We start from the raw sequence: 13,099 nt of genomic DNA, 5'->3' as shown, positions 1-13,099 counted from the left end.
CACCGTGACGCATAACCATGAAAAAAACCCTGCAACGGGCAGAACTGCTCAAGGACATGATTCAGGAAGCCATCGAAGACGGCGCCACCACCGTGGAAGACGTTCATCAGCATATTGCCGGCCTGCCGTTTGATGCACTGGAGAAGCTCGGATTGTTTGAAGAGCAGGCAGGTTCTTTCAAGGAGAAACAACGCAAGACCATCGGCATGGTCTACGACACGATTCGAAAGGTAAACCAGGAAATTGGCAGCCTGATCTCTGAACAGTTTGCCGCCCTGGAAGACGCCGAAGCAGCTAACCGCAATATGGATAAAAACCGCGAAGACTAGGGAACCCCACCCTCACCAGCTTGAGCCTGCCTGAATATACCAGGCAGTCTCTTCTGGGCCTCGCGCCACATCGACCCCCATGGTCATGCCATAACGGCGGGCCATCAAATAGCGGAACCCTGCGCCATAATTATTAGCGACTTCTGCTTCGGATAATTCACTGGCACTTTCTGCCGCGCGACCACCGCCCGAAAAAGCATTGAACCGCCAGCGCATGCTCGCTTTCCAGGTGGCTTCAATTTCCGCCACCGCCACCGCCTTGCCCTGATAGCGCACCGCCGGGATACCGCGCAAATCGACAAAGGGCAACACATAGGGAGGAAGCCTCGCACTGTCACCGGCATCTACACCGTCATACTGAAAGCGCAGGGCAAAATTGAAATGCTCATTGACGTTCCAGTAGTTCAATCCTTCCAGCGTATAACTTCCGTAGTTCAGATCGCTGCCGATACTGTCGCCATACCAGACGTAATTGGCGGCGTAATACAGCCCGTCTTGCGGCGCCATCGGGTTATCCCGGGAATCATATTCCGCCAGCACGCCCAGGCCAGAGGTACGAATCTTGTCTCCCAGGTGGTTATCCAGAAACTGGTTTACCGCCGCATTCAAGCGTGGATTGGGAAGTTGGATATCTTCCGCCAGATCCAGCTCGACCTGCCGGTAAGACTGCCGCACCCCCACCATCCACGGGCTAGCTGCCACCCGGAACTTCAGTTCCTGCAATGCAGCCGGCCCCTTGAGATTCAACTCTACCGGCCGGTCAATGGTGTGCCCGGCAAAGGTATAAAAATCCAGGTTCAGGTCCGGCACCAGAGCAAACCCCCGATAACGGATAGTGTCATTGCGCCAGAAGCCCAGGTGCCCGGCGGCCACCCCCCGGGTGCCATTCTCGGTCGCGGCAACACCCAAGATACTAATGTTGTTGGGCAGAATGGCTGGGGCATCACCGTCTACCCGCATCGCTTTTTGTTCGTCACTCTCGTGGAAAAACACGCCGACAATGCCCAACCCATTACCCACCGCCGGCTCGGTGATAACCACAGGAACCGGCATAAAGCTCATGGGTAATTCCGACAGAAAGCGGCTGCTGTCCAACATACCGTCTTCCGGATCAATCATGTAATCGCGAAAAAAGTCGGCACTGACCGGGCTAGCGGTGGTTACCATGCAGGCGATTAGCGTAATTCGCTTGAGCATTCAGGGGTTCCTCGCCGCCGGAATTGAAATTTTCTCCACACTGGGCTTTGATAATCGCAGACTTGCCAGATAAAAACACATCATGCTTTTGCAAATTCGCCACACAGCCCTGCTGCTGACAATACTGCTATGCACGGGCTGCCATGCCCATAGCCAGTTCGATCTCACCCACCGCCCGCACAGCGAAAGCCTTCCTGCTCCACAAACTGGCCCTCTCGCTGAAGCCAACCGTGAACTGTTGGCCGGGCACCAGGGTGAAACGGGCCTGTACCTGCTCCGCGATGGCCTGTCCGCCTTTGTTGCCAGAGTCGCCATGATTGAAGCGGCCCGCTCTTCACTTGACCTTCAGTACTACATTTTTTCCTCCGATGTCAGCGGCAGCCTTATCATCAGCAAGCTATTGGAAGCTGCCGACCGCGGCGTCCGGGTCCGCTTGTTGGTGGATGACATTGGCACACCCATCGACAACCCCCAGGTATCAACACTGGCCCAGCACCCCAATATTGCCATTCGTATTTTCAATCCCGTGGCTGGCCGCGCGGGGTTCTCCCGCTCGCTGCAACTCGCCTTTGGTTTCTCCCGCACCAACCACCGTATGCATAACAAGCTCATGCTGGCAGACCACAGTGTATTGCTCACCGGCGGCCGGAATGTGGCCGACGAATATTTCTCCAATACCGAAGTGGATTTTCAGGATATCGATATCATTGCCATGGGGGATGTGGTTCGCGAAGGCGCGGCAAGCTTTGACCAGTACTGGAACAGCCCGGTCTCAGTGCCGGCCAGCGACCTGCTGGACGCCGACGATTCCGACCTGAATCTGGGCGAGTTACGTGCCGTACTTGCCGACTTACTGCACAGCCAGCGCGACAGTGAGTTCGCGTTGGCACTGGCAGATTCCATGCTCGGACAAGCCATTCTCTCCGGCGAAATTCCGCTAGCCTGGGGAGAGGCGCACTTCCACGCCGACCCGCCCTCAAAAGCCTATGCCCGTGATGACACACCGGAAGAGGATTATCTGGGCAATGTACTTCGTGACGAACTGGACAGCAGCAATGGCAGAGCCTGGTTAACTTCCGCCTATTTCATTCCGGGCGACAAGGGCGTCGATTACCTGGCCAGCCTGGTAGACCGGGGCATGGATGTACGCATCCTCACCAACTCTCTCAGCACCACCGATGTGGCCGTCGTACACAGTGGCTACAGCCGCTATCGCCGTCCGCTGCTGGAGCAACAAATCAAGTTGTGGGAGTTGCGCTCCGAAGCCGGCCAACAGCAGCGCATCCACTGGTTCAAGGGAAGCTCGCGGGCCAGCCTGCACGCCAAGACCTTCGTGTTCGATGACGACCGCACCTTCATCGGCTCAATCAACCTGGACGGCCGCTCACTGATCCAGAACACCGAGGTCGGCCTGCTGATTCATAGCGCAGCGATCAATCAACAGCTCAGTCAGGTATTCGAAGACTGGATACAGGCGTCATCGGCGTGGCAATTGAGCCTGGACGATAAAGGCGATCTTCAGTGGAAAGCGGCCAACGGCAATCAGCCAATCCGCATCGATCACGACCCGGAGACCTCCGCATGGCAACGCTTCAAGGTCTGGAGCCTTTCGCTACTGCCCATCGAATCACAGATTTAGCGTGAATAGCGGCTCGCTCAGCGGGCCCCGTCACTCGTCTCTGCGGTACACCAGGCCTGAAACGCCTCGGGGGTTGCCTCGAAACCGCGCTCCTCGGCCAGCTCCCAGGAACGCACGCATTCTGCTACCCGTGGACACCACTGGTATCCGCCGGAGCCCAGGCAGCCGTGCCGGTCCCGGTCACCCCCCGGCGGACTGAAACAGCCCGCCAGCACGCTCACCAGCAGCCACACCAGCCCGGCTTTCATTCGGTTTATCCCTTGCACCCGCCACCTCATTCACTTTGATCCAGTCTTTGACCTGACCTGTCACCGCGTCCTGATGGTCTGCACACTGCCCAGCCAACCGACAGACGCATTATCATCGTACCCCTTTCCCGATTAGAATGGGCGGCTCGCCGGCGCGGCGCCCCGCCCCGGCACCCGGTTTCATCAACGGATACTGCATGCAACGGACGCACACCGCCCCACAATCCGCTCCCGCCAGCCGCCTGGTCCAGCTCCTGCAGAGCCTGGACAGCAAAGCCGTGCGCGCAGGCCATGGTGACTTCGCCGAGCGACTGGGGCGACTGTTCGACCTGTCCGATGCCATCTCGCTGGACGGCGCCACCCGGCATACCCCATCCGGGCCTTTCACCGCCAACGATGACCTGCCCGAACAACTGCAGGCCGACCTGCTGCGAACCCGTCGTGCACTGCTCGACTATATCGGCCGCAGCTTCGCGGGCGAAAAGGCGGCATCCATTGTTGCCCTGCCGCCCCTGCGCGAGGATGCCGGGGCCGAAAAGCGCCCCAGCTTCGGCGCCTACGAGCGGTTTTATCAGGCGCACCAGCGACAACTGATTGCCGGGCTCACCAATCTGCGGCTACGCTGCCGGCGCCTGCTCGCCGGACACAGTGAGCCCCTGGCGCATCTGGCTGAAATCGATGCGGTCATGGAAAGCAGCCTGACCGCCTGGGCGCGCCAGGGCTTCGCGGCCCTTTCCGGTGTGCTGGAGCAGCGCTACCGCCTGCTCTGGCAACAACGGGACCCCTTCCACACCCCCGCGGACTGGCTTGGCCCCCATGGCTGGCTGACCCAGTTCCGCCGGGAATTGAAAATGCTGTTACTGGCCGAGCTGGACGCTCGACAGGAACCGGTGCTCGGCCTGCTGGCCGCCGCCCGCGACGCCTGCCCGGCCAGTGTGAACGAGGAAAGCCCCACCCCATGAAACGCTTTTTGTTTGCCGTTCCCTTTGTGATCGGCGCCATCGCTGTCGTGTGGATTGCTGCCACCTTTATGCGTCACCCGGTCGCTCTGGCCGTGACCCTGATCATTGCCGCCGTCTATGCCATGGGCTTTGCCGAGTTGTTGCGATTCCGCCGCAATACCACCCGGCTGGACCAGCGCCTGGACGACTTGCCCGACAGTCGCGACAGCCTGCGCCACTGGCTGCAAAGCCTGCCGGCGTCCCTGCGTCATGCCGTGCAACGGCGCATTGATGGCCACCCCGCGCCTCTGCCCGGGCCAGTACTGACCCCCTACCTCACCGGGTTGCTGGTGATGCTGGGGCTGCTCGGCACCTTCGTGGGCATGATCGTTACCCTGCAGGGTGCCGCCACAGCGCTGGACGGCAGCAGCGAGCTGAGCGCCATCCGCAGCGCCCTGTCCGCCCCGATCGCCGGCCTGAGCCTGGCCTTTGGCACCTCCATTGCCGGGGTCGCGGCCTCCGCCATGCTTGGCCTGACCGCCACCCTGTGCCGTCGCGACCGGCTGCTGGTCTCGCGCAAGCTCGACAGCCTTACCGATACCACCCTGCACGCCTTCTCGCTGGATCATCAGCGCGAAGCCGCCTATCAGGCGCTGCATCAGCAAGCCGAATCCTTCCCGGCGCTGGTGAACGCCCTGCAAGGGCTGGCCGGGCGCATGGAACAACTGGGTACTGGCCTGAGTGACTCCCTGACCGGTAACCAGCAACAGTTCCACGCCAACCTGGAAGAGCAGTACCGACAACTGGCCCAGTCCGTGGGCGACTCCCTCAAAAACACCCTGGCCGACAGCAGCCGCCTGGCAGTGGAAAATCTCCAGCCGCTCATGGAGCAATCCCTCGCCAGCCTTAGCCAGCAAGTGGAAGGGACCCATCAGCGCCTGACAGAACTGACCCAAACCCAGCTTGGCGAACTGACCCGCCAGTTCCGCGATACCACTGAAGCCGCCGCCCAGCACTGGCAGCAAGGGCTCGATGCCCACCAGCAAACCAGCGCCCGACTGGTGACAGACATCAGCACGTCTCTGGCCGAGCACCACGACCGTTTCCGCGATAACAGCGACGCCCTGCTCGGCGCCCTGCGCGATAGTCAGCAACAGCTGGCCAACAGCAGCGCCAGCACCCTGGAGGCCTTGGCCGATCGCTTCCAGAGCGCCAGCGAGCAAAGTCTGCATCAGTGGCAACAACAGCAGGACGAGCAACAGCAAGTTGCCCGCCAGCTGCTGGAACAGACCCGCGAGCAACAACAACAACTGGCCGGTGAACAGCAGCAGCAGCTGACGCGCATCACCGACCAGTTCCAGCACAGCGTGCAGCAGGCCGCGGAGCAATGGCAGCAGCACGGCGAACAGCAACAAGCCAGCGGCAGTGCCCTGATCGGCGAGCTGCGAGAGACCCTGCAGCAGCACCAGCAGCATTTCCAGCAAGGCACCACCACCCTGCTGCAAGGGCAGCGCGAAGGGCTTGATCAACTGGTGGCGGGTATTCGCGACGAATTGCAGGCCCTGCGCGATGCCGAGGCCCAACGGGCCGGCGCAGCCAGCGACCGCCTGGCCACCCTGGAAGCCACCGTCAGCGAGCACCTCGCCCGTCTTGGTACGGCCCTTGAAGCCCCCATGACGCGCCTGATCGAAACCGCATCGGAAACCCCCAAGGCTGCCGCCGAGGTCATCAGCCGCCTGCGCGAAGAAATGACCCGCAGCAGCGAGCGGGACAACGAGCTACTCGACGAGCGCCGCCGCATCATGGAAGAGCTGGACACCCTGCTCAGCAACCAACGCGACACTGCCGGCGCTCAACGCGATGCCATTGAAACCCTGATCACCCGCGCCAGCGACACCCTGGCCCAGGTGGGCGACACCTTCACCCGTCAGGTCAGCGAACAGAGCGAACGCCTCAACGAGGTAGCGGGCGATGTCACCGGCAGCGCCGCAGAAGTAGCCAGCCTCAGCGAGGCCTTTGCCACCGCCGTACAGCTGTTCAGCGACAGCAACGACAAGTTGCTGGATAACCTGCAGCAAGTGGAAGCCGCACTGGAGAAATCCGCCGCCCGGGCTGACGAGCAGCTGGGCTACTACGTGGAGCAGGCCCGTGAAGTGATCGAACTGAGCATGGCGTCCCAGAAAGAGGTCATCGAGGCGCTCGGCGCCCTGTCCTCCGCCGAGGCCAGCTGATGGACGAGTTGCACGACAACGACGCCCAGGCCTCCCCGGTATGGGCCATCTTTTCCGACCTGATGGCGGCGCTGGTGGGCATCCTGGTGCTGGTGCTGGTGTGGGTCATCGGCATTCAGCTGGAACTCAGCCAGTCACTGGAACAGGAGAAAGCCAAGCGGCTGGCCGAAGAACAGCGCCGCCTGGCGCTGGAGCAGGCCCTGGCGGATCCGCTGGCGAGCGGCCGGGTTACCTTTGAAGATGGCCGTATCGGCATCAGTGGCAGCGTACTGTTCCAGCTCAACTCCGATCAGCTGCAAGCCGAGGGCGTCGCCCTGTTGCAGGACCTGGTCAAACCGCTGCAGGTGTACCTCAATCAGCACAACCAGATGTTGATGGTCAGTGGCTTCACCGACGACCTGCCCATTCAGCGCGGCAACCGGCGTTACGAAGATAACTGGGGGTTATCCGCCCAGCGTGCCCTGACCGTGACCCGCACCCTGATCGACCAGGGCATGCCCGCCGACCAGGTATTCGCCGCGGCCTTCGGCCCGCATCAACCTGTTGCCCCCAATGACAGCAACGCCCACCGGGCCAAGAATCGACGGGTGGAGCTGACCACCGTGCCGCGCCGCAACACCGACCCGGCAAACGGGGACAACGATGGCTGATACGGCAACGCTACAGGCCCTGCTCGACCACATTGCCCAGTGGCAGGAGAACGGTGCAGATCACTTCGACCCGGTGCGCTTTCGCTTTGTGCAGCGCCAGGGCGAACGCCTGCAGCAACAACGCCATTGCAGTGCTGCCAGCCTGGCCAGGCTGTCGGCAGCGGTGAGCGAGTATCAGCAACGACTGGACGCCGCTACCCGGGAAGCGGAAACCTGTGCAGACCGCCCGCCGGCATCGCCACAGGCGCTTCGCCATTGGCTGCGCCAACAACGTCGCCCGGATACCCGCAGTCCGTTGGCCGCCCTGCGCGAACACTACAGCCAACCGGAAGCAGACACTGGCCAGCCCCGTGACCCGCTCACCGCGCTGTTACACGCTCAGGAAAGTGATCTGCTCGACGACAGCCCCGAGCCCACCCAGGCCCACACGCCCCCGCGGGAACTGAAAGCCCTCACCCGTGCCCGCCGGGGCCAGCAACAACAGCGCAAGCGCCAACGCATTGACCTGGCCCTGACCCAGACGCCCAGCGACGCCGGCCCACTCAATTCCCATCGCCTGGTCACCAGCGCCATTCGCACCCTGCAGACCCTCTCACCGGCCTACCTGGAGCATTTCGTCAATTACGTGGAAACCCTGATGGTGCTGGAAAAGGCCGGCAAGAAACGTAGCTAACACCCGGCAGCCCTTTCACCTGCCAGCGCAGCAAACACTATCGCCAGCAGGCTGGCTCCCACATAACCCCCTCCACTATCAATCCACTGTAGGAGCTATGCTTGCAGCGATAACGAGCCTCAGCGAGGCAGGCAATCAGACCGGGTGGCTTGCTTGCTGTGGGAGCGATCGAGCGACCGCGAGGGCCTTGCCCGGCTTTTTACACGCGGTGGAACCACCGCTCCCACATTGAAGGGTTGCAGTTGTTGAGGTGCAGAGTTACAGCTCTGCCAGGCCGGCTATATAGTCCTCAAAGACAAGATCCAGCCCTGCTTCAAGGCCCATGCGGGTGGCTTCGTTGAACTGTCTGGCAGACGGCGTGGACAGAAAATCCAGATAGCTTTCCAGCTTTTCCGGCGGCAGCTCACGGTAAGTATGGGCGAAGGATAGCATCACCATGTTGCGGGTCTGCTCGGTAAACATCGCACGCCGCGGCTCAAAAAGCGCCGCCAGCTCACGGCTGTCCGCAGGCTGATCGGGATTGTGCAATGTACGCACATGCAATTGAGCGGCAATAAACATGCGTTTTTGCAACGCCATGTTGTAATCCGTCAGGTGGAGCAAGGCATCAAACTGCGCCGCTTTTTCCATCATCGGCTGATTCGACAACAAGGCAGTGGCATTTTGCATCATGGCCTGACCCGATGCTGGGGAGGCCGCCTCGACTTCCATCTCCGTAATACGCTTACCCAATGGAGACTGGTACCACAGCAGCAAGGTCTCCAGCTGGTCGTCTTGCAACGCCACCGAGACTGCCTCGAACACCTGCTGGTAAATCACTTCAGGCAGAAATGATTCCTTCGCCACGTGAAGCATCACCTCACCGCGCTCGGCATCCTCACCCTGGGCCGATTGCTGCGCCTGCTCCAGACCGGCTATCACCGAGTCGGCAAGACCACTAATCAGCTCCTCAGCCCCCGCCAGATTCAACAGCCTCGCGATCTTGTCATCGCGCTCATCTGCCAGCGCATGGCCAGCCAGCAGTGCCAGCATCAGCCCCCATACCCAAAACCACGGTTGTTTCATTCGCTTCCTTTTCGTGTTTGCAGGCCGCAGATCATGCCGGTCACACGGCAACTTATTCGCTATCCGGTTTGTCTGCAGGGTGCAGCAAATCATCATGCTCGGCCATCTCCCAGGGCAACTTGCCAGGGGTACTATCCAGGAAGTGCAGGTAGTTACCAAACTGATCCAGCACATCCTGAATGATGTCGTTGCCATCATAGCCATACACATCATAGGAACGACCACCCCGGCGCAGGAACACCTCGGCCCGACAGTATTCCTTTTCCGATTCCGGTCCGGCCTTGCCGGCATAGGCAAACTCGGGAATCGGGCTGGTAATCAGGCGAATGTCATAAATAAAACCCACATGACCATCGCGATTGACGACCAGCTCGGCACGCACCAGCGATTCATCAAACTCAACGCCAGCATCCCAACCCGCCTTGCGCAATTCATCAACTACCTCTTTCAGGCTTTCCATGGCGGTGACGCGAATAAAGGTTTCGACTTCGTCACGAGTCGGGTAGCGAATCATGGCGGACAAACGATGACGCCACTGAGAGCCCGTCATATTCCGCATGGTGGCCATATGAGCCTGCAAGCTGACTTCCCGATGCTTCTCGATCACCAGCGCACGCCACATCCCCACCGCGGCCAGAATAATCACCAACGCAAACGGCAGCGCACTGACAATGGTCATGGTCTGCAGCGCACTCAACCCGCCCGCCAGCAACAACACCGACGCAATCACCCCTTCCAGGGACGCCCAGAAAATCCGCTGCCAGGCAGGGGTTTGCAGCACACCACCCGACGCCAGTGAATCCACCACCAGCGAGCCGGAATCCGACGACGTGACAAAGAAGGTAATGATCAACAACACCGCCAGGAACGAAATAAACGTGGACCAGGGAAGCAGATCAAACATCTGGAACAGGGCCACCGCCTTGTCTGCCTGCACCTCTTCCACCAGAACCGTCACACCCTGGTTCATGATCATGCTGAGGGCGGTATCGCCAAAGACCGAGAACCACAAGAACGTGAAAATAGTCGGGACCAGCATGACCCCCACCACAAACTGGCGAATGGTGCGACCACGGCTGATCTTGGCAATAAACAGGCCGACAAAAGGCGCCCAGGCGATGGTCCAGCTGAAAATAAACAGGGTCCAGTTACCAATCCAGTCGCTGTGGGTATAGGCCTGCAGATTGAATGTCCGCTCGACAATATTGCTCAGATAACTGCCGGTGTTCTGTACAAAACTTTCCAGGATATGAATCGTCGGCCCCACCACGAACACAAACGACATCAGGGCAATCGCCAGCACCATGTTCAGAATCGACAGGCGCTTCACGCCCTTGTCCATGCCCGCCACGACTGACGCGGTGGCAGCCAGGGTAACCAGGGCGATCGCGGTAATTTGCACCCAGGTAGCCACCGGCACATCCCATAAATAATTCAGCCCGGCATTGATCTGCGCCGCAGACAGCCCGAGGGTGGTGGCAATACCGAACATCGTACCAAGAATGGCGAACACATCGATGGCATGGCCAATGGGGCCATGAATCTTGTCTCCGATCAGCGGATAAAAGGCCGAGCGCATGGACAGCGGCAAACCATGGCGGAAGGCAAAATAGGCCATCACCAGCCCAACCAGGCCGTAGATTGCCCAGATATGAAACCCCCAGTGAAAGAAGGCGATTTGCATGGCCTGCTTGGCGGCATCTACCGTTTCCGGCGCACCCACAGGCGGTTCGGCGTAATGCAGCACCGGCTCGGCAACGCCAAAGAACAACAATGCAATGCCGTAACCGGCAGAAAACAGCATGGCGAACCATTCAGGGAAAGAGTACTCGGGCTCACAATGATCCGGCCCCAGCTTGATGTTGCCCCAGGAGGTCAGCGCGATGCCGACAATAAAGAGGAAGAACAACGCCACCACCAGCATGTAGAACCAGCCAAACGTTTCTGTGATCCAGCTTTGTGCTCGCTGGAACAACTGGCCAGCCATGTCCGGATCGCTGATGGTACCGATGATCAACAGTAGCGCCACGATCACCGCCGGGAGGAATACCGGTACCAGAATCGTGGAATTTCGCATCATTCCTTTGTCAGCCATCTCGCTTTCCTGTGTTGTTCATGAATGAAAGACCATGGGCATTTCTACCCTATAGAGTTTTTTTCGCGGCTACTACCGGTCGGCGGCAGGCTTAACAGGATTTCATGCTTCCCGGGTTTATGATTGAATCTTGCTCTGGGGAAAAAGGAGAATGGCTGTTACTACGTCAGCAAAACACACAGACTGGCCTGGCATTGTCTTCAGCGAGCAGACACAGGGCCGGATACGCTCACTGTGCGAGCGACGCTTTGGGCAAACCACCGATGCGGAAATCGCCAGTGACTATGTGCTTGAGCATTTGTGTGAAAGTGACTGGAAGCTATGCCGTAAATTCACCGGCAAATCTCGCCCGGAAACCTACCTTTACACCCTTTGCAGCAATCTGGTGGAAGAATACGCCCGCAAACGCTTTGGCCGTATCCGCCCGCCCGCCTGGCTCCAACAGCTGGGAGATGCCTGGCTGACATTGTGGAAGTTTATCTGCCTGGAACGTCAGCCGGTCCCGGTGGCTATCGAACGTCTGGCTGGTCACGACGAAACATTACGCGACCCTGACACCCTTGAGCAGATGGTTCGCACCATCAAGGGGAAACTGCCCTGGTGTGGACAACAAACCGGCGAGGTCTCTCTGGAAGAGCACTATCAGGAACCGGACAGCAATGACACCGCATCCGCTGACACACTCGAACCCTTGTTGCTATTGCTGCATCAACTGATTCTCGATGAAGACCCTCCCCGGCCGGCCAGCCAATGGCAAAGCTCAGAGACGCTGGACACAGTACGTGCGGCGCTGCGCCTTACCGATGAACAACGCCTGATACTGCGTATGGCCCATGTGGATGGCATCAAGTTCAGCGCGATCGCCCGCACGCTTAACCTGCCAGCTCATCAACCTGCGCGACTGGCGCAACGGGCAGTGGCCCATATACGGGAAGTGCTCCAGGCGCACCACTTGCTGCCGGAGGACTGGCAATGATGTCCGGTTTCAGCGTTCATCCCGGGCAACTGTCCATCTCAGTAGTCAGGGGTAAGCGACTATGACAGAAAACCTATCCAGCAAACGGCAGGAGGAGTATCTGAGCCGTATTGCTCTGGCGTTATCAAAGCGCCCCGCTCTTCAGGGCTCGACACCGGATGATGAGGACCTGGCGGCCTTACTGGACAATTTTCTGGACCCGCAGCGCCGTGCCGAGGTCATCAGTCACCTTGCCCACGACCCGGCGCTATACCAGCGCTGGCAGCGTTTACTGAACGATCAGGACCTGTGGGTCGAGCACAATAATGTGCTCAACCTGTCGAGTGCCGCACGCAAACCCCGGCGCTGGTGGCAACCGGCCGGCGGCCTCACTGCGGCGGCAGCCGCGCTCTTTGCCGGCTGGCTGGCACTGAAACCCGGTATGGATCCGCTGACACTGGATCGGGCCTATCAGCAATTTTCTCCCGAGCTGAGCAGGTATCTGGATGAACAACCCAACATGCGCGACCTGCCCGTTGCACAAGACGATGACATCAACGAGATCCTCGCCGGCATACACCAAGGCCAACAGTCTCAGGGGCTGCTGAGCAGCTTTGCTGGCATCGGCAAGGCTCAACTTGCGCAGGCCAGCGAACGCTACCGCCAACAGTTTGGCGAACAGCTCACCGCCCGTCATGAGTGGGGCCGTTGGCTACTGCTCAGTGATGCCCTCTGCCACACCACGCCCGAAAAACTGGAACGGCTCACCCGTCCCGCGGACATTGACGGCTTCACGCCTCTGCCAGAAACGATCCGTTGCGATGACGTCAGCGCCAAACGCAATGAGCTTCAACAACGTCTGATACGCTAGCATCGCCGTTGTTACCCAAGCACACGACAACACCAGAGGGAGTGATCGTTAGAGCGTAATATGCGGTCAAGCCACCACTCCCTCTGCGCACCCATTACCCTCTCAGGAAAGAAGGTTCTCACGCTGTGTTCTTTGTGATGAAAACCGCGTTGCTTATGTGTGCCAAACGTTCCCTCTCTGATGCCTTCCCCATCACCTTGCCCGA

General features: G+C 59.7%; 12 protein-coding genes. 8 read left to right on the top strand and 4 right to left on the bottom strand.

The window, feature by feature from the left end:
• Window positions 1-17: 17 nt before the first annotated feature.
• Window positions 18-329: a hypothetical protein gene (locus tag D4A39_RS14050; RefSeq protein WP_022985425.1), complete on the top strand. Its 312-nt coding sequence runs from the start codon at window positions 18-20 to the stop codon at window positions 327-329.
• Window positions 330-341: 12 nt separating this feature from the next.
• Here D4A39_RS14050 and D4A39_RS14045 read toward each other — a convergent pair whose 3' ends face one another.
• A complete protein-coding gene (locus tag D4A39_RS14045) occupies window positions 342-1,526 on the bottom strand; it encodes a BamA/TamA family outer membrane protein (protein ID WP_022985426.1) in 1,185 nt (394 codons plus the stop codon).
• A gap of 82 nt (window positions 1,527-1,608) precedes the next feature.
• Here D4A39_RS14045 and D4A39_RS14040 point away from each other — a divergent pair, with 82 nt between their 5' ends.
• A complete protein-coding gene (locus D4A39_RS14040) occupies window positions 1,609-3,165 on the top strand; it encodes a phospholipase D family protein (RefSeq protein ID WP_119918437.1) in 1,557 nt (518 codons plus the stop codon).
• 17 nt (window positions 3,166-3,182) lie between these two features.
• On the opposite strand, the gene D4A39_RS14035 is transcribed toward D4A39_RS14040, so the two are convergent.
• Entirely contained in the window at window positions 3,183-3,413 is a 231-nt protein-coding gene (locus tag D4A39_RS14035; RefSeq protein WP_119918436.1) for a serine protease, read from the bottom strand.
• A gap of 197 nt (window positions 3,414-3,610) precedes the next feature.
• On the opposite strand from D4A39_RS14035, the gene D4A39_RS14030 reads away from it, so the two are divergent.
• The 4 genes from D4A39_RS14030 to D4A39_RS14015 are packed head-to-tail and all read left to right on the top strand — an operon-like array spanning window position 3,611 to window position 7,908.
• Window positions 3,611-4,375 carry a DUF3348 family protein gene (locus D4A39_RS14030; RefSeq protein ID WP_022985429.1) on the top strand — a complete coding sequence of 255 codons (765 nt, stop codon included), beginning with the start codon at window positions 3,611-3,613 and terminating at the stop codon, window positions 4,373-4,375.
• Complete coding sequence (locus D4A39_RS14025; protein WP_119918435.1) at window positions 4,372-6,585, top strand: DUF802 domain-containing protein; 2,214 nt, start codon at window positions 4,372-4,374, stop codon at window positions 6,583-6,585. Before D4A39_RS14030 ends, D4A39_RS14025 begins: the two co-directional genes overlap by 4 nt.
• Entirely contained in the window at window positions 6,585-7,235 is a 651-nt protein-coding gene (locus D4A39_RS14020; protein WP_119918434.1) for an OmpA family protein, read from the top strand. The genes D4A39_RS14025 and D4A39_RS14020 overlap by 1 nt, the downstream gene beginning before the upstream one ends.
• Window positions 7,228-7,908: a DUF2894 domain-containing protein gene (locus D4A39_RS14015; protein ID WP_119918433.1), complete on the top strand. Its 681-nt coding sequence runs from the start codon at window positions 7,228-7,230 to the stop codon at window positions 7,906-7,908. The genes D4A39_RS14020 and D4A39_RS14015 overlap by 8 nt, the downstream gene beginning before the upstream one ends.
• Window positions 7,909-8,166: 258 nt before the next feature.
• On the opposite strand, the gene D4A39_RS14010 is transcribed toward D4A39_RS14015, so the two are convergent.
• Together D4A39_RS14010 and D4A39_RS14005 are read right to left on the bottom strand one after the other, a co-directional pair.
• On the bottom strand, window positions 8,167-8,973 hold the full coding sequence (locus D4A39_RS14010) for a DUF2059 domain-containing protein (protein WP_158586944.1): 807 nt from the start codon (window positions 8,971-8,973) through the stop codon (window positions 8,167-8,169).
• Between the two features lie 52 nt (window positions 8,974-9,025).
• Complete coding sequence (locus tag D4A39_RS14005; protein ID WP_119918431.1) at window positions 9,026-11,068, bottom strand: BCCT family transporter; 2,043 nt, start codon at window positions 11,066-11,068, stop codon at window positions 9,026-9,028.
• Window positions 11,069-11,219: 151 nt separating this feature from the next.
• Here D4A39_RS14005 and D4A39_RS14000 point away from each other — a divergent pair, with 151 nt between their 5' ends.
• Window positions 11,220-12,044, top strand: coding sequence for an RNA polymerase sigma factor (locus D4A39_RS14000; RefSeq protein WP_119918430.1), 825 nt, complete (start codon window positions 11,220-11,222; stop codon window positions 12,042-12,044).
• 61 nt (window positions 12,045-12,105) lie between these two features.
• Window positions 12,106-12,894: an anti-sigma factor family protein gene (locus D4A39_RS13995; RefSeq protein WP_119918429.1), complete on the top strand. Its 789-nt coding sequence runs from the start codon at window positions 12,106-12,108 to the stop codon at window positions 12,892-12,894.
• Window positions 12,895-13,099 lie beyond the last annotated feature (205 nt).

It is taken from the genome of Alcanivorax profundi, from assembly GCF_003597125.1.
GTDB lineage: Bacteria > Pseudomonadota > Gammaproteobacteria > Pseudomonadales > Alcanivoracaceae > Alcanivorax > Alcanivorax profundi.
Note: the sequence above shows the minus strand (reverse complement) of the source record. Positions and strands in the feature narration are given on the sequence as shown.